The 21644-nt window shown below is 31.8% G+C and carries 16 protein-coding genes; 8 read left to right on the plus strand and 8 right to left on the minus strand.

Annotation, left to right across the window (positions count from 1 at the left end; all coding sequences use genetic code 11):
• Positions 1-46 precede the first annotated feature (46 nt).
• The gene (gene ppx, locus BS101_RS12485; RefSeq protein WP_073539123.1) at positions 47-1546 is read left to right on the plus strand and encodes an exopolyphosphatase; all 1500 of its coding nucleotides are present in this window, start codon (positions 47-49) and stop codon (positions 1544-1546) included.
• Positions 1547-1614: 68 nt separating this feature from the next.
• On the plus strand, positions 1615-2223 hold the full coding sequence (locus BS101_RS12490; protein WP_073539124.1) for an HD domain-containing protein: 609 nt from the start codon (positions 1615-1617) through the stop codon (positions 2221-2223).
• Positions 2224-2324: 101 nt separating this feature from the next.
• Here BS101_RS12490 and BS101_RS12495 read toward each other — a convergent pair whose 3' ends face one another.
• Positions 2325-3548, minus strand: a complete 1224-nt coding sequence (locus BS101_RS12495) for an MFS transporter (protein WP_198039475.1) — start codon at positions 3546-3548, stop codon at positions 2325-2327.
• Between the two features lie 804 nt (positions 3549-4352).
• Here BS101_RS12495 and BS101_RS12500 point away from each other — a divergent pair.
• The 3 genes from BS101_RS12500 to mmuM all read left to right on the plus strand — a co-directional run bounded on the left by BS101_RS12500 (position 4353) and on the right by mmuM (position 7736).
• Positions 4353-6095 (plus strand): ferredoxin hydrogenase, encoded by a 1743-nt coding sequence (locus BS101_RS12500; RefSeq protein ID WP_073539126.1) that lies wholly within the window; start codon positions 4353-4355, stop codon positions 6093-6095.
• A gap of 370 nt (positions 6096-6465) precedes the next feature.
• Complete coding sequence (locus BS101_RS12505) at positions 6466-6753, plus strand: DUF503 domain-containing protein (RefSeq protein WP_073539127.1); 288 nt, start codon at positions 6466-6468, stop codon at positions 6751-6753.
• A complete protein-coding gene (gene mmuM / locus BS101_RS12510; RefSeq protein ID WP_242951253.1) occupies positions 6750-7736 on the plus strand; it encodes a homocysteine S-methyltransferase in 987 nt (328 codons plus the stop codon). Before BS101_RS12505 ends, mmuM begins: the two co-directional genes overlap by 4 nt.
• Before the next feature lie 49 nt (positions 7737-7785).
• On the opposite strand, the gene BS101_RS12515 is transcribed toward mmuM, so the two are convergent.
• The 4 genes from BS101_RS12515 to BS101_RS12530 are packed head-to-tail and all read right to left on the minus strand — an operon-like array spanning position 7786 to position 13617.
• The gene (locus tag BS101_RS12515; RefSeq protein WP_073539128.1) at positions 7786-9009 is read right to left on the minus strand and encodes an SGNH/GDSL hydrolase family protein; all 1224 of its coding nucleotides are present in this window, start codon (positions 9007-9009) and stop codon (positions 7786-7788) included.
• Positions 9010-9030: 21 nt separating this feature from the next.
• Positions 9031-9729, minus strand: a complete 699-nt coding sequence (locus tag BS101_RS12520) for a response regulator (RefSeq protein WP_073541312.1) — start codon at positions 9727-9729, stop codon at positions 9031-9033.
• Positions 9719-11719, minus strand: a complete 2001-nt coding sequence (locus tag BS101_RS12525) for an ATP-binding protein (protein WP_322977337.1) — start codon at positions 11717-11719, stop codon at positions 9719-9721. The genes BS101_RS12520 and BS101_RS12525 overlap by 11 nt, the downstream gene beginning before the upstream one ends.
• A 47-nt stretch (positions 11720-11766) precedes the next feature.
• The gene (locus tag BS101_RS12530) at positions 11767-13617 is read right to left on the minus strand and encodes an APC family permease (protein ID WP_073539130.1); all 1851 of its coding nucleotides are present in this window, start codon (positions 13615-13617) and stop codon (positions 11767-11769) included.
• A gap of 195 nt (positions 13618-13812) precedes the next feature.
• Here BS101_RS12530 and BS101_RS12535 point away from each other — a divergent pair, with 195 nt between their 5' ends.
• Both BS101_RS12535 and BS101_RS12540 read left to right on the plus strand, forming a co-directional pair.
• Positions 13813-14751: an AEC family transporter gene (locus BS101_RS12535; protein ID WP_073539131.1), complete on the plus strand. Its 939-nt coding sequence runs from the start codon at positions 13813-13815 to the stop codon at positions 14749-14751.
• Positions 14752-14774: 23 nt separating this feature from the next.
• A complete protein-coding gene (locus tag BS101_RS12540) occupies positions 14775-17450 on the plus strand; it encodes a penicillin-binding transpeptidase domain-containing protein (RefSeq protein ID WP_083585719.1) in 2676 nt (891 codons plus the stop codon).
• Between the two features lie 48 nt (positions 17451-17498).
• Here BS101_RS12540 and BS101_RS12545 read toward each other — a convergent pair whose 3' ends face one another.
• The 3 genes from BS101_RS12545 to BS101_RS12555 form a co-directional block, all read right to left on the minus strand.
• Entirely contained in the window at positions 17499-18062 is a 564-nt protein-coding gene (locus tag BS101_RS12545; protein WP_073541314.1) for a GDSL-type esterase/lipase family protein, read from the minus strand.
• 70 nt (positions 18063-18132) lie between these two features.
• Entirely contained in the window at positions 18133-18996 is an 864-nt protein-coding gene (locus BS101_RS12550; protein WP_073541316.1) for a YitT family protein, read from the minus strand.
• 35 nt (positions 18997-19031) lie between these two features.
• A complete protein-coding gene (locus tag BS101_RS12555) occupies positions 19032-20039 on the minus strand; it encodes a CPBP family intramembrane glutamic endopeptidase (RefSeq protein ID WP_073539133.1) in 1008 nt (335 codons plus the stop codon).
• A gap of 298 nt (positions 20040-20337) precedes the next feature.
• On the opposite strand from BS101_RS12555, the gene BS101_RS12560 reads away from it, so the two are divergent.
• Positions 20338-21633: an IS30 family transposase gene (locus BS101_RS12560; protein ID WP_073539134.1), complete on the plus strand. Its 1296-nt coding sequence runs from the start codon at positions 20338-20340 to the stop codon at positions 21631-21633.
• The last annotated feature ends 11 nt before the right edge of the window (positions 21634-21644 follow it).

The raw sequence follows: 21644 nt of genomic DNA on the forward strand, positions 1-21644 counted from the left end.
TCTTTATTAACCTATTAAGTTATATATGAAAAAGGAGATAAGATTAATGATTAGACTAGGAATTATTGATATAGGATCCAATTCTATGCGTTTAGTAATAGCCCAAATTCATGAATATGGTTCTTTCAAAATAATAGAAGAATCAAAGGAAACCATAGGTCTTGGAAAAGACATGAATTCAAAAGGAGAACTTAACATTACAAGAATGAATAAAGCAATATCTGCATTGTGCTCCTTTAAACATCTTTGTACATATAAAAAGGTAGACCAAATTATACCGGTTGCCACAGAAGCTGTACGTAAAGCATCCAATCAGACAGAATTTTTAAATAGAGTAAAAAATGAGCTTAATATGGATATACGTGTATTATCAGGTAAAGAAGAAGCCTATTATGCTTACCTCGGTACAGTAAATAGTATAGATTTTTCTGAGGGCCTTTTAGTTGATATAGGAGGAAGTAGTACTGAACTTATTTGGGTAAAAGAAAGATATATAAAAGAATCTATTAGTTTACCCATAGGTGCAATAAATCTTACTGAAAAATTTTCTCTTTCAGATCCCATTGATAAATACACCGAAAGTAAATTAATAGAATTTATACTTTCCTATTATAATAATGTTCCCTGGTTAAAAAACTTAAATAATATCCAATTGATTGGTATAGGAGGCAGTATTAGAAATATAGCTCGAATTAATCAAAAAAAAGATAATTATCCTTTAAATAATCTTCACACTTATAAAATAAAATCAAATGAAGTAAAGGAAATTTATGAAAATATAAAATATAAAGATTGTACTGAACGCAAGAAAATTAAAGGACTTTCCAAAGACAGGGCTGATATATCCCTAGGTCCTATGGCTGCCTTATTAACTCTGCAAAAATTTATTCATTCAGATGAACTATGCATAAGTTCAAATGGTATAAGGGAAGGACTGATCTATGAATATATTTTAAAAGACAAAATTCCCCTAATCAATGTATTGGATTTTTCTTTGAATAATTATATCTCAAATCTTCATGTTGATAAAGTTTATGCCATGCAGATATGGACTATCATACAAAAGTTATATGAGGGTGTAAAATCTCTAATTAACGCTTCTTCGGAAAATTTGCATAAGATTTTAAAAACAGCTTCCTTATTGTATAATTGTGGAATTAATGTAAGCTATTACGGTCGTTTTAGACATTCCTTTTATATAATATCAAATTGTAGAATTAATGGTCTATCTCATAGGGAACAGCTTATTTCCTCTTATGTGGCAGCTTCCCAGGGAAAGAGCACCTTAAAAATACAAAACGATCATTATGGAAATATAATTAATGAAGAAGATATTGAAATAATTGAAAAGCTTTCAGTTCTTTTAAGAGTATCTAGAAATCTTCATAAAGTGGTAGACAAAAATATTGATAAAATCCAATGCACCCTACTAGAAAAAGAAGTAATTATAAATATTACAGTTTCATCAAAAGTACCTTTTCAATTAGAAGAAACCTCTGATTTTGAAAAAATTTTCAATCGAAAATTAACTGTGGAAATACAATAATATTGAATATTTTTCTCTGGTATTTCATATAATTTAAAATAAAATTATGGTTATATTAGGAGAAAAATATGAAAGTTATTGAAAGCTACTTAAGCAGATCAGAACAAATATTGGTTTTAAACAAATATAATGTACATAATATTGCTCTGCACCAACAGAAAGTAGCGTACTATGCCTTAAAGTTATTCGATTATATAAATAAATATTATTCCTTTACAAAAGAACATAGGGATATATTGTATTATAGTGCTCTTTTACATGATATAGGGTATTTTATCAGTAAAAAATCCCATCATAAACATACCAAGCAGCTTATTTTAACGGAGCCAATACTATGCAAAATACCAGATGACATAAAAATACTAATTTCTTTTATTGCAAGTGGACATGGTAACTCAATTGACTCGGGTATAAAAGTTTATTCCCATGAAGTTGAACTAAAAATACTTCAATTAATTGCTTTATTGAGAATTGCCGATGTATTAGACCATACCCATAAATTAAAAGTATCCCTAGAAAAAATTGAACTTAAAAATAAAATTTTGAAACTTTCAATTAATGAAGAAAATGCCATTAAAATTATAAATAAATTTGAAAAAAAGTCCTTCTTGTTCGAAAAGGTGTTTAATATGCCAATAGAATTAGAGCACCATTACGGTAATTTTAATTCCATCTGAATTTTATAAAACTTTTGTTTAAATCCTAATATGATATTGTATCTAAAATAATAGTCTGTGCATTTTTAAAATATTTCACAGACTTTGATTATTTTTAATTATTATTCAGTTTTTAAATTTGATTCTCCATTTTCTATTAATATCTTACTGCTTATTAAGAAAAAACTTTGAATAAACATAAATATACCCGTACCTATAAGTAACCATTCTATTTTAATCATATCTGATATTGGTCCAAATATCAGCATTCCAAGAGGCATCATAGAACTGGATATCATAGTCAGCACTCCAAATACCCTACCTAAAAAATCCTCCTGTACTTTTTCTTGCAATAATACCATAGAAGGAGTATTAAATAGTGGTATAGCTATTCCAACTAGACCCATAAAGATTAAATACAACACAAAATTAGGTGTAACTCCCAGAAAAAAAGTACATGCTCCTATGAGGAAACTTGACAATGTCATTGTATAAATTCTATTTTTAAATCCTCCCCAATAGGCCATAGCTACCCCTCCCAATATCATACCACTGGAAAAAGCAATTTCAATTGAAGTTAATCTCCATACATCATTTCCAAAACTTCGTGATACCTGCAGAGGAGTTAAAAATGCGGCAGGAGCCGATAAAAAGAAAAATCCAATACAAAATAAAAAGAACTTCTTTATATACTCATGATTTTTAATATACGTAATTCCCTTTTTCATATCTACAAAATAACTATTGGTCTGTTTTCTTAATGCTTTATTATGGGCAGGAACATGTAAGAATAAAACCAGCATAAAAATTGCTGCAGCCGCAGTGACAACATCTATAAAAAATATTATCTCTATTTTAGTTATAGTAAGAAGTGCTCCACTAACCATAGGAGATATCAACATAACAATTGATTGTATACTTCCATTTACAGCATTAATTTTAGTAAGTTTATTTTCAGGTATAAGCTGTGGAATAAATGCACCTATTGCAGGAGTTTGAACGGCTGTTCCAAGAGCTCTTATGGCAGATATAACAAATAACAACCATACTTTGTCATATCCCAGAAGAAATAATATTGCCAGAATAAACGTTGACATCGCAATAAAAGAATCAGATAAAATAATTAATATTTTTCTATCATACCTATCAGCCCACACCCCTGCAAGAGGAGAAAGAAAAAATATAGGGAGAAAACCGCTGACAATTGATATGGTCATCATAATTCCAGATTGTGTTTTTAATGTAATAAACCATATAATGGCATATTGAACTAAGGATGTTCCAAAAAGGGATATGGTTTGGCTAGCCAAAAAAATCATTATGTTCTTTTCCCAATTTTTATTCATATATAAACTTTCACTCCCATCATATTTAATCATATTTCATTATACCAGAAAATTTTTTAGGTACATATCTTAATGGGATGAAATTAAACAACAGAAGTATATTTTTATAAAATGAACAGTTTCCTGCAAGTCCAATAATTAAAAATTATAAAAAAACAAAGTACATCTATATATGCTTTAATAAAAATCAAATACTATCTTTAGAAATTAATCATAGTATAAAAAATCACAATAGAATATAGGGAACATATAAAATTTTTTTATAGTTTCTTAAAAAATAAATGTATGTCCATAGTAAATTAATAAAAAATAAGTACTACAAATATAAATAGCTCAATAGTTCTTTCCTTTCTCTCACTGTAGTTTATCTAAATTAATAGGCTAAATATTCTGCTATATATTTCTAATCTATTATATTTTCTACCATAATATTATAAAAATAATAAGCCAATTTTAAATTTACATAACCCATATAAGATGATATAATTTAGTTAATACAAGAAATAAATTTCATTTTAGGCTTAAATCAGAATATTTATTGAATGATTTCACAGATGATTTCCCTAAAAATGAATAAATAAAATCATAAAATACCTATTAAGTGCTGTATATATGTTTAAATCGGCTAAATACAGTTGAAAATATTTTGTAATCTGAAATGTTAAATTTTTATCATTCCAATTTTCAGAAAACGGTTTCGATTGTTAATATAACTACTAACTTAATTTATAGCAATTATTTTTAAAAATTTATATTAAATTTAAAATACAGTACTTAAGGAAAATATTTAAAAGGAGTATTTAAATGATTACAGTTATTTTAGATGGTAAAGAAATAAAGGCAAAGGAAAACTCAACTATATTACAGGTAGCAAGAGATAATAATGTGGATATACCTACACTATGTTATCTAAAGGATTGCATGAATATTGGTAAATGTGGAGTCTGTCTTGTGGAGGCAAACGGTAAAATTATAGTGGCCTGTGCCACAAAAATTGAAGAAGGCATGGTTATTGATACTAAATCAGAGGCTGTGAAGGAGAGAATTAAAAAAAGAATATCTTCACTTCTAGATACCCATGAATTCAAATGCGGACCATGCCCAAGAAGAGAAGATTGTGAATTTTTGAAACTTGTAATCAAAACTAAAGCAAAGGCTTCAAAACCATTCTTGCCGGAAGATAGAGAAAAATATATAGACTCAAGGAGCAGCGCACTTGTACTAGATAGGACTAAATGTGTATTGTGTGGTAGATGTGTAGCAGCATGTAAGGTACACTCTGGTACTTCTGTAATGCAATTTATAAAAAAAGATGGTAAGAGAACTGTTGGAATTGAAAATAACCCTTGCTTTGATAATTCAAATTGTCTATTATGTGGACAATGTGTTATTGCATGTCCTGTAGGTGCTTTAACTGAAAAACCTCATATATCCAGAGTACAAGAAGCACTAAAAGATCCAAAGAAACATGTAATAATTGCCATGGCACCTTCTGTTAGAGCCGCTATTGGTGAATTATTTAACATGGGATTTGGCAAAGATGTAACAGGTAAAATTTATACTGCTTTAAGAATGCTTAATTTTGACAAAATATTCGATATAAATTTTGGAGCTGATATGACTATAATGGAAGAAGCTACAGAACTTTTGGAAAGGATAAAAAATGGAGGTCCTTTTCCAATGTTTACATCCTGCTGCCCTGCCTGGGTAAGACAGGCTCAGAATTATTACCCTGAATTGCTTGAAAATCTTTCATCTGCAAAGTCACCACAGCAAATATTCGGCACTGCAACTAAAACTTATTATCCATCTATATCCGGTATAGAAGCAAAAGATATATATACTGTTACAATAATGCCTTGCAATGACAAAAAATACGAAGCAGATCTTACTGATATGGAAGTTAATGGTATGCGATGTATAGATGCTGTGCTAACTACAAGAGAACTTGCTAAAATGATTAAAGCTGCCAAAATTAAATTTACATCTCTTGAGGATAGTGAAGCAGATGCTGCTATGGGTGAATATAGCGGGGCTGGTGTCATATTTGGTAATACCGGTGGAGTTATGGAAGCTGCTCTTAGAACTGCAAAAGACTTTGCAGAAAATGTGGATCTTAAAGATATAGAATATAAGCAAATTAGAGGATTAAAAGGCATAAAAGAATCTTCTGTTGAAATATCCGGCAACACCTATAATATAGCTGTAATTAACGGTGCTGCAAATTTATTTGATTTTATAGATTCCGGAAAAATGGGAGAAAAACAATATCATTTTATAGAAGTTATGGCCTGCCCTGGCGGTTGTATAAATGGTGGTGGACAGCCTCATTTAAATTCACTCAACAGAGAACTTGTAGATTACAGAACCTTGAGGGCCTCTGTATTATACAATCAAGATGACCATCTGCCAAAGAGAAAATCACATGAAAACACCGCAATAATAAAAATGTATGACACTTATTTTGGTAAGCCAGGACATGGACTTGCACATGAGCTTTTACACTTTAAATATACAGAAGATTCCTCTGAATCTAAAATTGTTTAATAGATAGAAAATTGCAAGCAAAATTATAAAATTTTTGAGGGTATTTACTTGAATAAAGAGTAAATACCCTTTTACTATAATTTTATCAGCAAATACTATGCCAATACACTTTTTATTGTAAGAAGTTTGCTATAACTAGGTATTTTATAAAATCCAAAATGTCCTTATAAAAAGATGTTGTAAAAAACAACATTTCCCTCAAACAACAGTGCTGTTTTTTACAACACTGTTGTTTTTTTATACGCTTTACAGAAAGTTTTTAAATCTTTTAATTTTATAATATTATAAGATAATATCTAAACAGTTGTATAATTTATATACTTATGATATAACTTCTTGTAGGAATCATTTAATATGGAGAGTATAGCTTATGAAAATTTTATTTATGAAAATTACTTTAAGAGCCTCCTGGGTACATTCACTAAAAGAAAAGAGAATGATTGTAAAAAGTATAACTCAAAAACTAAAAAATAAATTCAATATATCCGTATCAGAAATCGCTGAACAGGATACCCATAAAACCATAATTATAGGCATTGCAGGAATATGTGCAACTATAGCACAAACAGATTCTACCATGGAAAATATTATAACTTTCATAGAAAATAACACTGATGCTGAGATAATTCATATTGAAAAAGAAGAACTTAAAATATGAACAATATAATATATAATTTTAGGAAAGAAAGGGAACTAAAGATGAATCCACTAAAACATATTTTAAAAGATTTTAAAGTTATTATTTTAGATGGTGCTCTCGCCACAGAACTTGAAAGAAGAGGCTGTAATATAGATGATTCCCTATGGTCAGCAAAAATGCTTGATGAAAACCCCAAAATAATAGAAGATGTACATTATGACTACTTTGTATCAGGAGCGGATTGTGCTATTACCTCAAGTTACCAGGCCACTCTTTTCGGTTTTATGGAAAAAGGCTTTAAAGAAGATGAAGCCATAGAACTTATAAGGCTTTCTGTACAAGTAGCAAAAAGGGCAAGGGATAGATTCTGGGAAAATCCCTTAAATAGAATAAACAGACCCAAACCACTAATTGCAGGTTCAATAGGTCCTTATGGCGCTTATCTTGCAGATGGTTCTGAATATATAGGCCATTACAATATTTCCGAAGAAGAATTAATGGAATTTCACAGACCAAGAATGAAAATTTTAATAGAAGAAGGAGTTGATATTCTGGCCTGCGAAACAATTCCAAGCCTTGTGGAAGCTCAGGCAATTTTAAAACTACTGGAAGAATTTCCTTCAGTTTATGGCTGGATAAGTTTTAGTGCCAAAGATGAATTAAATATAAGTGAGGGAATCTCCATAGCTAAATGTGCCAAGTATCTGGATTCAAACCGCCAGGTGGCTGCCATTGGAGTAAATTGTACTCCACCTAAGTATATAAATTCATTAATTGAACAGATTTCAAAAAATTCCTCAAAACCCATAATAGTGTATCCAAATTCCGGAGAAGAATATGATGGTATCACCAAGACCTGGCATGGAGACTCTTCCAGTGAAGCTTTCAGCTGCAGTGCCAAAGGATGGTTTGATAGAGGAGCCAGACTTATAGGCGGCTGCTGCAGAACAACTCCTGAAGATATTGAATCTACCTGCAAAGTTCTTAAAAATAACCTTTAGAAAATGATAGTTCCGGAGGCGTTAGCTAATTGCAGCCTTCGGATAAATATTACAGTTTCAAATTTTTATAAATAATCTCTCCAATATATTCATATCCTTTGTCACTGGGATGTGCGGTGTTTTTTCCGCTACTTCCAGAATAGTCATTCTTATCCACTCCAAATAGTCCTAATTTTTGGGCAGCAGTATAATCTTCAAAATAAGCCTTGTAAATATCTATAACACCCACATTATATTCATCTGCTATTTCATACAGTACTTTTATGTAATCTGGCCAATTATTCGCCCATGAATCTGCAGGCTTCTGGTTTGACACCAGGCATACATCACTCCCTCTTCTCTTCCAATAGCTCACTAACTTTATCATACTTTCCTTATACTCTTTAAAAGAAACTCCATTTCCCGCTTCATTAAGTCCAAAAGATAAAAGTACAAGATCTGGTTTCTGGGAAGCATTCCATACCTCTTCTGTGAAATTTCCTTCAAAATAACTTGCCATTTTGCTGGAAATTGCTATTTTATCAATTTGAACTCCTATTTTGCTGGATGAAGCAACTGCACCTTCTATAAAAATATTTGAATTTGTACTTGGAATTACCTTCAATTCATGTTTTTCATCATTTAAACCAGAATAATGAGCTTTATTTGAAAAAGTTATTGATTGTCCTAAACAATTTATAATTCCTATTTTTTTACCATCTATTACTATGTCTGCTGTACCCCCATCCTTTGCCCTGGAGTATAATAAATCCAAATCTGTCCCAATAAAATTCAAAGTCAAAGGGGATTCATTCCCAGAAGAAATTGCAAAACACCCTCCAAAGCCTCCTACATTAGATGTAAATTCTTTAGATGCACCAGAGACACTCCATCCACTACCCAGTGTCCACCTTGGCTTAGTTCCTTCAGGCAAGGCACCTTCATAAACACTAATAAATCCTTCTCCTGCATTTCCATATTGATTTTGTAATAATGATTTCATTACACCTACCCAGGACTTGTTTACCTCATCGCTGGAATATTCCCCTCTTGTATTGGATTCACCTATACAGTATATCTTTACCTTTTTTTTATTCACATTTTTTAATGCATTTTTATATTTATACAGACTGCCTTCTATATTATAACCATATTCTCTATAACTCATCTGTTTCTTGGTTGCTTTTTCTTCATAACCAGTGTTAACTGGAAAATTGGTTTTCACCCATGAACTCATAGGAAAAATTACACAAAATAAGACTATGAAAACAACAATAAATATTTTTTCTCCCATAATTATTCCTCTTTTAAAATTTTATTCTTCAACAAACCTGTATCCTACTCCAACCTCTGTATATATATACTCAGGTTGGGAAGGATCTTTTTCTATTTTTCTTCTTAAATTGGCCATGAAAACTCTAAGTGACTGTGTTTCATTTCCAAGGGATGTTCCCCAGATTTCCTTGGTAATAAAATTATGGGTTAATACTTTCCCTGAATATTTGCAAAGAAGTTCCATTATCCTATATTCTATGGGGGTTAAATGTATTTCATCATCATTTACAGTTACACGTCTCTTATCAAAATCCACAAAAAGCTGTTTTACCTTGAAAGTATGCATTGCCGTATTTTCCTTTTCATTTGATGTGCCGTGCCTTAAGGATACACGAATTCTGGCTAAAAGTTCCCCTATTCCAAAAGGCTTGGTTAGATAATCATCAGCTCCTTTGTCAAGAGCTTCAACTTTTTGTCTTTCTTTTTCTCTGGCAGATACGATTATAATTGGAATATTTGATAATTCTCTTATTTTTGATATAACTTCGATTCCGTCAATATCTGGAAGGCCCAAATCAAGTATAATAATATCTGGATTATTTGCCATAGAAAGTGCAATAGCCTCCTTTCCCTTGTCCGTTTCAATATATTTATACCCTTGTGATGATAAAGCTGCTGCTATAAAATTTCTTATAGGTTTATCATCTTCAACTATAAGAATATAAGGCTTATCTTTCATAATTAATTTCCTTTCTCTTTTCTTTTGGAATATTAAATTTAAAAACAGCCCCTCCTTCTTTTTTGTTGTAGGCTGTAATTTTTCCTCCATGTAATTCCACTATGGACTTGCAAATGGCAAGGCCCAAGCCTACTCCCCTCCTTGAATCGGATACTTTACTCCCATTTGTAAAAAATCTATCAAATATATAAGGTAATATTTTCTCAGGTATACCCTTGCCATTGTCAACTACTTCAAAAATTACATCTTTACTTTCCTCATGAACCCTTATTTCTACAAGGGATCCTTTGGGAGAAAATTTAACGGCATTGTCAAAAAGATTTATAAGTACCTGTTCAATTAAACTCCCATCCATGGAAACCATTATAATCTTTTCAGGAATATTTACTTTTACCCTATGATATTTGAAGCATTTAGAACTTCTCTGAACTGCCTCGGATACTACTTCCTCCACCAATTCCATATTCTTAGTTATATTTACATTTCCTTCGTCAAATCTTGTCATACTTAGTAGGTTTTCAACTAATCTTATAAGCCACTCTGTATCATCATAAATTCCAATTAATAAATCTTTTTTTGTATTTTCATCTATGAATTCACCATTTTCCAGTATTGTACTTACGGAGCCCTTTATACCTGCAAGGGGACTTCTTAAATCATGGGAAACTGATCTTAAAAGATTGCTCCTAAGTCTTTCCCTTTCAATTTGAACTTTAGAAGCCTCCTGCTGACTCGAAAGGATTTCTCTATCTAAAGCCACCGCCATCTGTCCCACAATAGTTTGAACAATAAATTTCTGTTCCCTGTCAATAATCCCCTGGGAGCAAGAGATTCCAATTACCCCCAGCACTTTGTTATGCACCTTTACAGGTGTGTAATATACATCACATTGACCAAAAACATCCGTACCTTTTCCCGATTCCTTTCCATTTAAAAAAGTCCAATAGACTATTTTCTCATCATTTAAAAATATACTTTTACTATCTGATTTATTTTCATTATATATTAAAGGGCTAGATAGTTTACCCTTTTCTTCTAAATACCCCACTACATTCCTGTTGATTAACCTGGAAATGTATTTTATACCTGTGGAAATCACATCATAGGTACCCACTGTACTTAATAATTTACTGCTGGCCCTATAAAGTATTTCCGTTCTTTTTTCCCTGGTGTAGGAATTATAAGCCTCCTTTTGTATTCTATTTGTAAGACTGCCAATTACAAATGAAACTATAAGCATAATTGCAAATGTAGTTATATAATTTTTATCGTAAAACTGCAGTGAACCCCTGGGCTGTACAAATAAATAATTAAATATCAATACCCCTACTATGGAAGATATTATGCCCATCAAATATCCCTTGGTCTTTATATATACCATTATAACCCCTAAAATAAAAATCATAATCTCATTCACATCAGTAAATCCCATATAATTAAGAAATTTTGCAATTACAGTTGCAATTGCCATAATAATTATGGTCTCAACAATTTCTTTAAATGATAACATTTCATTACTGAATTCTGAAATAAAATTACTCTTCTCCTTCTTGTAAAAAGGACTTGGTATAATGTACACATCAATATAGTCATTGGAATCCATAATTTTATCTACCAAGTCCTTTTTATAGAAATGAGATATACTGGTAAACTTTTTATGATTTTTCCCTATTATTATTTTAGTAACATTTCTCAATTCAGCATATTGTATTATCTGTTTATCCACACTATCTCCATACACTGTGACCATTTCTCCTCCAAGCTGTTCCACCAAATTGAAGTAGGAATTCAATCTTTTCTTCTCCTCCCGGCTCAATGTTTGGGATTTTATAGACTCTACATACAATACTATGAATTTTGAATTACAATTTTTCGCCATTTTTACAGCAGTTTGTATCACTTTTTCCGAAGATGGAGAGGGACTTATGCAGGCCATTATCTGTTCAGAAGACTTCACTGAAGTGTTCTCCTCCTTTGACATTATTTTCACTCCCCTCCACAATATTCTAAACATATATTCCTTTCAATTATACCCAATTAACATTCATCTATTATATAAGGTATGGTAACTATAGCTATATTTCTTCTCCTTAAAAGTATGGTTTTAATCAATAGTGCAGTTTGATTATGGAGTATGTTACCCCACCATTTGGTGATGACAAACTGTGGTATCACAACAGTTACAGTATCTTCAGGCCCTGCATAATATTCCTCTGATTCTATAAATTTAACAAGTGGTCCTATAACACTTCTATAGGAAGATTTTTTTACAACTATAGGTATATCAATATCATACTCATCCCATTTTTTCAAAAGCTTATTGGTACTTTCATCATCTATGGAAACATGAAATATTATTATATTTTTAGATATAGTTCTTGCATAATTTAAAGCCTTTAAAAATGATTTGTTTAAAGTGTCTATAGGAACTATTACATATCTTTTTTGCTCTGAAAAATTAACTTCTTTAGGCATTTCACCCATAAACAGTTTTAACTGTTTTGCAACCTTTCTATAATGTTCATTTATTTTCAGCATTATATAAACTAATGCAGGTATAAGTATAAAAACTATCCATGCACCGTGTTTAAATCTAGTCACTCCTATAATAATGGTTGTAATAAAAGTTAATAATCCTCCTACTCCATTTATAACAGCTCTATGCTTCCATCCTCTCCCCTTATTTCTAATCCATCTTGTAAACATGCCAAATTGAGACAATGTAAATGATATAAACACTCCTACCGCATAAAGAGGCAATAGAAAATGAGTATCTCCTTTAAATATTATAACCAGTATAGATGACAATACCCCAAGTACTATTATACCATTAGAATAACTAAGTCTTTTTCCCCTCTTTGTAAATTGTCTTGGTGCATATCCGTCCTTGGCTATAAATGCCAGTAAAAGCGGCAATCCAGTAAAAGCAGTATTGCTGGCCATGATAAGTATAATTGCCGTAGTACATTGTATTACATAAAACATGATATTGCCCCCAAATATTTGATGTGAAATCTGGGCAACTACAGTTACTTTTGAATTTGGAACAGCATGATAAAGTGTAGCCAGGTATGAAATTCCCCCAAAAACTATAAGTACTATCAATGATAGAAGCAGCAGCACAGTTTTAGCATGTTTTTGAGAAGGTTCTTTAAAGCTTGGCACACCATTACTTACTGCCTCTATACCTGTTAATGCAGTACATCCTGCTGCAAAAGCATTTAAAAGTAAAAACCAGGTTACCTCTCCTGAAACAGCAGGTACATTGTAAACGGGTTTTGGAACATACCCTCCAAAGTGTACTTTAATTATTCCCCATAAAATCATAAACAATATTGAAAATATAAATAAGTATGTGGGAACACCAAATAATTTTGAAGATTCTCTTATACCTCTTAAATTCCCAATAACCAGAAATATTATAAGTACCAAAGTTATGGCTACTTTATGAGAGAGTAAGGCAGGTACAGCAGAAGTTATGGCTGCAGTACTTGCTGAGGCACTTACAGCTACAGTTAGTATATAATCTATAATCAAAGACGCTCCTGCTACAAGCCCTGTATTTCTTCCAAAATTATCCTTCGCTACAATATAGGAGCCTCCCCCTTCTGGATAGGCATCAATAGTTTGTCTATATGAAAACGTAAGCATAAACATTAAAAATACAATACATAATGACACATAAAGCATATAATTATATGACAATATGCCAATAATAGGAATAAGTTTCCATAATATTTCTTCCCCGGCATAGGCTACTGAAGAAATTGCATCGCTGGACATTATAGGCAGTCCCCAAAATACATTAAACTTTTCTTGTGCTATCTCTTCAGTTTTTAGTCTTTTACCTGTTAAATTATCTAATAGATTACCTAATTTCAAGCTCATTTTTAACACCTCTATGAGTAAATTTTCATCTTTTACTGCTATGATTTATTATATTATCATCTTGGATATAAATCTGTTATTAAGATTGTGTCGGTGTATATAAAGATTCTATAAATATTCGATATATGAAAATATTCTATTTACAGTGTTTAAATTTGTAATAAAAACCAGTATAATGGTATAGGAGGATATAAAATGGTAGTTTTAAACGCTTTAGAAAGTGTATTTAGTATTGTCTTGATGATTTCTACAGGATTTTTTTTATGTCATAAAGGATGGTTTAATGAAAATACCTCTAAACTTTTTTCCAAAATAGTATGTAATCTAGCTATTCCCTGCCTTATGATATCTCAATTTAATGAAAGTTTTGACAGACATAAATTGATTACTCTTGGCAGAGGACTATTTGTTCCATTTACATCTATGGCAATTTGTTATTTGATTGCTGTGGTAGTTTCTAAAATTATCAAAGTAAAAAGAGGACGAATAGGTGCCTTTAGATCCATGTTCTTTGTATCTAATTCTATATTTATTGGACTTCCAGTAAATATATCTTTATTTGGAACACAAAGTGTACCTGATGTTTTACTATATTACATAGCAAATACCGCTTTTTTTTGGACTATTGGCTCCTATGAAATAAGCAGAGATGGAGAATACGGGAATGCACATATATTTTCTTTTGATACACTGAAGAGAATTATGTCCGCCCCCCTTTTAAGCTTTATCCTGTCAGTTGCCCTGGTTTTATTGGATGTTCATCTTCCAAAATTTATCCTGGATACTTTCAGGTATTTCGGCAATTTAACTACCCCTTTAGCTATGCTATTTATAGGGATAACCATTTACTCTGTTAATTTGAAACAATTTAAATTTAGTATTGACATGTTAGTATTATTTTTAGGGAGATTTCTCATTTCACCAATGACAGCTTATATACTGTGTGTATTTTCAGGTACTCCTTCACTTATGAAGAAAGTATTTGTTATACAAGCTGCCATGCCAGCAATGACCAATACTGCTGTAGTTTCAAAGAACTATAATGCAGATTATGAATACGCATCTATAAATGTAGTAATAACCACAGTTTCCAGCATGTTGATTATTCCCATTTATATGCTGCTGTTAAGTTGATTACAATTATTTCATAAGCGGAGATGATATTTGTGAAAAAGAAAAAACATTTTAACACCACAAGGTATACTACTATTATAATAATTATGTTATTGATTTTTTCAACTATAGCTGGGAGACTTTTTTTCCTTCAGGTGGTACAGGGAAAACAATACATGGAACAATCAAATAACAGAGCTATAAGAGAAATACCTGAAGCTGCCCCTAGGGGAGATATTTTGGATTGTAAAGGAAATAAGCTTGCTAGAAGTGCTCAAGGTTATGTACTTGTGTATAACCAGACAGATGAAAGTGACAAAACTTTTTTTTCTACCATGGATAAGGTATTTAAAATGTTGGATGAAAATGCACAAAGTCAGCAGGATGATTTTGAACTTAAGGTGAATCCTTTTCAATTCCAATTTAGAAGTGATGATGAAAATACCCGAAATGCCCTAGAGATAAAATTTAAAAGAGATAGAGGATTAAATGAGGCCATAGAGAAAAAAATTAAAAGTAAAAATGAAGATATTTCAGATGATGATTTAAAAACACAGGTTAACAAAGAACTTTTAAAGATATCTGCAGAAGATACCTTTAAAGCACTGCTAAAGGAATATAAAATTCCAAGTGGGTATTCACTGGAGGAGCAGAGAAGATTCATGATTATAAGAGATACTTTAAAGATGCAGAGTTTTTCGGGCTATAAGCCAGCAACAATAGCAAATAATATAAGCAAAGATACCGCTTTTAAATTTTTACAGATGTTAAATGAACTTCCAGGGGTAGACGTAAATACCCAACCTATAAGGTCATATCCAAATAAGGATCTGGGTTCTGCTTTCTTAGGGTATATATCAAAAATAGCCTCCAACTATGAAAAATATAAAGACAAGGGATATGATATAAGCAGTGATTATGTGGGTCAGGGAGGACTTGAGGCAGCTTTTGAAGACAGATTAAAGGGCTCCAAGGGCGGCAGGATAGTAAAACTTAATAAAAATGGAAGGGTACTTGAAGAACTGGGCAGCAGGGATTCCTACCCTGGACAAACCCTGCAGCTTACCATAGACAAAGATGTACAAGCCGCGGCAGAAAAATCACTGGATGAGAGAATGGAAGAATTAAGACAAAATGCTTATGGCCAGGAAAGGGCTGATACCACAAATGCAACCAGAGGGGCAGCTGTAGCTATCAATGTAAATACAGGAGGTATAATAGCTCTTGCCAGCAGGCCAGGATATGATCCTAATGATTTTTCAACTCCTGGAAAACTTTCTACAGAAGCATACAACCAATATTTCAATCCCAATTTGGATGAATTTGGAAGAGAATATATAAGGGCAAGAAACATTACAGGCAATTACCCTGGAAAGACCGAGGACGAAGTGTTGGATATACTTTTTCCTATTGATAAAAGCATTAAAAACAATACTACCATAAGACAGGATCTATATGATATATACCCAAAGCCTTTTTATAATTACGCCACCCAGTCTCTAATACCTCCAGGTTCCACATTTAAACCCATGACTGCCATTGCAGGACTGGAAAGCGGTGTTATAACACCTTATTTCAGTTATTATGATAATGGCACTTATAATCAGGGAGGAAGAATTGTACCATTTGATTTGGATGGACCTAATTATTGGGTGAACCTTACAACTGCCATACAAAAATCAAGCAACCCTTATTTTATGGAGGTAGCAAGACTTATTAGAGAAGCTTTTGGAGATGATACCCTGGCTAAATATGCCTGGAAATTCGGACTTGGCATACCTTCAGGCAGTGAAGAAAAACCTGCTACAGGCATAGAAATTTCAGAAAATTATGGTCAGGTATATAATACTGTATATAATGAAAATACTCTTGCCAATATTTATCTTCAGAAGACTATGTCAGTACTTAAAAGTGGAGTAGATGACAGGGGCAGCAGCATAGTTAAAATGAATTTATACGATAATGAGGGTGATTCTGCCAAAGTTAAATCATTAAAAAATGAAATAAAAAATTTAATAAAGAATTCCATAAAAGGTGGAAAGAATGCCTTTAATAAAGAAAAGTACAAAGAACTATTTTCAAAACTCACATTAGAAGATCCAAATAACAAAAAAAATATCAGTGATAAAGATATAGATAATTTGATTCAGTCAATATACTACATAACTATTTCTGATGCCAATGCCCAGCTGGATGTGCCTGCCAATATAGAAAATGCAGCTATAGGACAGGGTTTAAACCAGTTTACCCCCCTTCAAATAGCAAACTATATTGCAACGTTAGCAAATGGGGGAACCAGATATAAGCTTCACCTTGTAGATAAATTTTTGGATTCTGATGGAAATGTTATTGAACAGGTTAAACCTGAAGTTCTTGAAAATACGGAAGTTAAATCTGAAAATATAGAGGCAGTTAAAGCGGGAATGGAAGCAGTTAATGAAAAGGGTACTGCATCTAAGGCTTTTGCAGACTTTCCTATAAAAACTGCTGGAAAGACAGGTACTGCAACTATAGTCAGCCAGGAACATCAAACTCAAATTGGAAGAACGGACTATGCAGAATATGTAGGTTATGCACCACTAGACAAACCTGAAATAGCCGTATATGTAGTGGTATTTGACGGAGGTATGGGATCTGGTTCTGCCTATATAGCAAAAGATATTTATTCTGCATATTTCAGCAAACAATTAAGCACCAGTACCAGTTCCGTAAATAATTAAATTGAATACTGCAGAATATTAATATAATTCTGTAGTATTTTTATAATATTATTTTATCAAGATCATATGAGCCATTTTTTTATTTCCCTCTGGGTTCAAATGAATGCCATCTATATAATATTCTTTTTTTCCTCCATCATCTTTTTTTACAAATTCACTGTAGAAATCAATGGTTTTTATATTATAGTTTTTACAGAAGTTTTTTAAAGAGTTATTAAGTTCTTTCAAGTCCCTGTTTATATTTTTAAAATCACCGGCAAATCCCCATTTGTCCAGAGCAGCTTCTACACAAATAGGTACAGAAAGTCCTACTAAAGGTTTTATATTACTACCCATACTTTGAAAAACTATGGAAGTTATATTTGCCATTACCTGTCCTACTGGCAAATTCCATATAAAATCATTTGTTCCCCCCATAATTATTACATGGGATGGTTTCTCAAGTATTACATCACTGTATAATCTGGAAAGCATACCTGCAGAAGTATCACCAGATATGCCCTTGTTTAAAACTTCAATTTTAAATTTTTCCTCCAACAAGGTAGTCCATGCTTCCCTTCTTCTAACACCATAACCATAAGTTAAACTATCCCCAAGGCAAACAATCTTCATTTTTGTCACTTCCTTAATATTAAAATAATTCATGTCAGATATAATTAAAACTATCGGCACTGCCATTTAATTATAAAATACTTGAATTGAATCCCCTGCCATCTACTTCTGAAGCATCTATTATTGAGATTAAAGCATCCCTGTCTATTTTCTGTACCCAATATTTAAACTGGGGCAGTCTCGATATATGTACTATACAATATATAACTTTTCTTTCCCTGCCTGTAAGTGCCTTGCCATTTAATATTGTAGCTCCGGGGTGCATAAAGGTAGTTATATATTTAAAAACTTCCTCCTCCTTATCTGTAATTACAAACAATACCTTTTTCCTTGATAGGCCGTGAATTACCTTATCTGTGACAAAAGCTGCTATATACATACTCATTAATGTATATAATGCAGTAATTATTCCATTTATCATCATACCTAAAGATACAATTATGCAATTTACAATAAAGCCCAATTGTCCTACATCAAAATTATCATATTTCTTTTTAACTAGCATTACTATTATATTCATGCCGCCTTCTGAACCATGGTTTGAGTACGCAAGTCCAGCTCCAATTCCAGTCAATACTCCTCCATATACGGAGAACAACAGTGTATCCTGTACTTTAAAAATACTGCTTAAATTTTTAGTCAATATTAAGAACAGTGATAATGAAAAAGTTCCAATTATGCTGTATATGGTAAATCTTCTGTTTAATTTTCTATAACTTAAAACCAACAAAGGTATATTAGCCACTAGTACAGTATACCCTGCAGAAATATGAAAAGCATATTGTATTAAAATAGCTATACCTGACACACCTCCGCTAAGTAACTTTGCAGTGACCAAAAACATATTTACCCCAATAGCCGATACTAAACACCCCACTATGACAAAAACTGTATTTTTTATATTTCCCTTATTAAATAGAGTATTAATTTTCACACTAATCTCCCCATTTTTATTTATTTTAACCATGTTTAATGTAACAATATTTTCTCCAAATTTTCCCCATTATACTCTTTGGTAAATATAAATGGTAAAAATACCACGCCGCAGATAATTATATTCAACACTAAAGATTTAGGTGTAAATACTATTCCACTTAAATTATTACTCGTAAGCGCCATGGAATTATTTATTAAATGAATAATTATAACCGACCAAAGATTTCCTGTTTTCATATAGGCAAAACCAAAAAAAATTCCAATAAACATACAATAAAAAATATGAAATATTACACAGTAAACAGGAGTCTTGGGGCTATAAAACATAAAGCAAAGAGGTAGATGCCATATTCCCCATATAACTCCAAGTACTATGACCCCAAATCTTTTTCCAAATAAAATTTGAAGCCTTGGCTGCAGATATCCCCTCCATCCCAGTTCCTCTCCAAAAAAAATTACAAAGGATATGAGAATACTAAGCAGTACATTAAAAGGAAGAAATCCTAAAATACTTATACTCTTTTTTATACTTTCAATAAAATTACCATAAGCCACTCCATTTATAATTGATATTAAAAATTGAATCCCTATAAATACTAAACATAAGATTAAGACTTTCTTAAAATTCTTTTGAAAAACCATATTGATTTTTTCAAAACAATTATCTTTATTATTAACCATTAAGGAAAAAAGAATGACACTAAATATATATACCAGTACATTTAATACTTTGGATACATACTTAGGAAAGATAAAAATTCCACTAATTAAAACAACTATAGACAAAATACATAAAACAATATAGATCTTAAAAAAATTACTCAAGGTTCTATGTATATTATCTTTTTCATGAATAATTATTAATATAATAGCCACTAAAGCAGGATAAAGCATCTGTGCCAATCCAAAACTTGACATGATATCTTTATCAAGGTGCTTGTACACCCAAAACATAAGTATTCCCATGGAAAATGTAATCACAAAGGTGGTTAATAAAAAGACTACTATTTCATTTTTAATTCTAGCCAATTCTATTTTCATACTATTCCCCCTAATTCTTACTGCCTTAGTCCTGCAAATTAAATAGTAAGTATATTATATCATTTTATACAATATTTTGCTATTCATCTGTAAGTGATACGTGTTTTGAATAATCCTGAATTGTAAAATGAATTGCAGCCCATTAACTTTATTTGAGTTATAAAATTTTAAGTTAAATATATATGTCCAGGAGGCTGCATCCTGGCTTACAAAAAGATTGGTGAGGAGCCAGTCTTTTTGTTGCGTTGTTTTTATCAGACATTTATCCTTAAAACGTTGGCGGCAGAATGGAGGATATATGTATAATTTTTTTACCTATGAAGAAAGACTTGAGTTGCAGAAATATCTGAAAAAAAGTCTTTCCTTTAAAGAAATCAGCTGCAAATTGGATAAAAATCCAACTACGATATCAAGAGAAGTACGTAAATACTATTCTGAAGTTGCCACCGGTTATCCTGGTTTCCCTTTTAATTCCTGTAAGAACCGTTTTAACTGTCGAATGAAAAAAGTCTGTGGCAAGGAATGCTCCAGAAAATCAGATATCTATTGTAAACTTTGCACTTCGTGCAATGACAACTGTTCTCAATTTGTAGAAGAGATCTGTACCGCCAGATTCAGAGTTCCCTACGTTTGTAACGGATGTGAAACGATTGGTAAATGTACACTTTTGAAGAATATTTACGATGCGGAGCATGCCCATATTAAAGCTTATGAAGCTATTTCAAAGTCACGAAGTGGCTTGTGTGTATCTGAAGATGAAATCAGCAGACTTAATAAGATTATTTCACCTCTGGTTCAAAATGGTCAGTCTGTGAATCAAATCTATATCAATCATAAGGATGAACTGATGTGCAGCGAAAAGACCATTTACAATTATATTGATGCATGCCTGTTTGATGTCAGGAACATTGATCTTCCCAGAAAAGTTAAGTTTCGTGAGCGATACAAAAAGCCTGAATTTAAAGTAGATAAAGGCTGCCGCATTGGTCGCAATTATGAAGCATTTGGAACTTTTATGGATAAGAATCCTGACATAGCAGTAGTACAAATGGATTCTGTCATTGGTAGTAAAGGAGGTAAATGTCTTTTAACTATTCATTTTGTAGAATGCAGTCTTATGCTTGCTTTTTTAAGAGAAGCAAACACATCAAAATCTGTGATTGATGTATTCAATCAACTTGATAGTACCCTTGGGAAAGACTTGTTTAGCAAACTATTTCCAGTTATTCTTACTGATAACGGAAGTGAATTTTCTAATCCCAAATCGATTGAATATAGGAATACATTTCCTTTGCTGCGTACGCATGTATTTTACTGTGATGAGGGAAGTCCCTATCAAAAAGGAGCTATTGAAGTAAATCATGAACTTATACGTCGTGTACTTCTAAAAGGAACGAGTTTTAATCAGCTTACACAGGATGATATTAATTTAATGATGAATCATATCAATTCCTACAAAAGAAAAAAGCTAAATAATCGTAGTCCCTACGAAACATTCAGCTTTTATCATGGAGAAGAAGTTTTACATAAGCTTGGATGTGCACCAGTTGCCCCCAGTGATATCATGTTAAAACCTGCTCTTCTCAAAAAATAATAAATTTGCGT

Source organism: Clostridium kluyveri (genome assembly GCF_001902295.1).
Lineage (GTDB): Bacteria > Bacillota > Clostridia > Clostridiales > Clostridiaceae > Clostridium_B > Clostridium_B kluyveri_B.

Bases quoted from the DNA above. Each gene is read 5' to 3' on its own strand.
- ppx (WP_073539123.1), top strand. From the start codon at position 47: ATGATTAGACTAGGAATTATTGATATAGGATCCAATTCTATGCGTTTA.
- BS101_RS12490 (WP_073539124.1), top strand. From the start codon at position 1,615: ATGAAAGTTATTGAAAGCTACTTAAGCAGATCAGAACAAATATTGGTT.
- BS101_RS12495 (WP_198039475.1), bottom strand. From the start codon at position 3,548: ATGAATAAAAATTGGGAAAAGAACATAATGATTTTTTTGGCTAGCCAA.
- BS101_RS12500 (WP_073539126.1), top strand. From the start codon at position 4,353: ATGATTACAGTTATTTTAGATGGTAAAGAAATAAAGGCAAAGGAAAAC.
- BS101_RS12505 (WP_073539127.1), top strand. From the start codon at position 6,466: ATGAAAATTTTATTTATGAAAATTACTTTAAGAGCCTCCTGGGTACAT.
- mmuM (WP_242951253.1), top strand. From the start codon at position 6,750: ATGAACAATATAATATATAATTTTAGGAAAGAAAGGGAACTAAAGATG.
- BS101_RS12515 (WP_073539128.1), bottom strand. From the start codon at position 9,009: ATGGGAGAAAAAATATTTATTGTTGTTTTCATAGTCTTATTTTGTGTA.
- BS101_RS12520 (WP_073541312.1), bottom strand. From the start codon at position 9,729: ATGAAAGATAAGCCTTATATTCTTATAGTTGAAGATGATAAACCTATA.
- BS101_RS12530 (WP_073539130.1), bottom strand. From the start codon at position 13,617: ATGAGCTTGAAATTAGGTAATCTATTAGATAATTTAACAGGTAAAAGA.
- BS101_RS12535 (WP_073539131.1), top strand. From the start codon at position 13,813: ATGGTAGTTTTAAACGCTTTAGAAAGTGTATTTAGTATTGTCTTGATG.
- BS101_RS12540 (WP_083585719.1), top strand. From the start codon at position 14,775: ATGATATTTGTGAAAAAGAAAAAACATTTTAACACCACAAGGTATACT.
- BS101_RS12545 (WP_073541314.1), bottom strand. From the start codon at position 18,062: ATGAAGATTGTTTGCCTTGGGGATAGTTTAACTTATGGTTATGGTGTT.
- BS101_RS12555 (WP_073539133.1), bottom strand. From the start codon at position 20,039: ATGAAAATAGAATTGGCTAGAATTAAAAATGAAATAGTAGTCTTTTTA.
- BS101_RS12560 (WP_073539134.1), top strand. From the start codon at position 20,338: ATGTATAATTTTTTTACCTATGAAGAAAGACTTGAGTTGCAGAAATAT.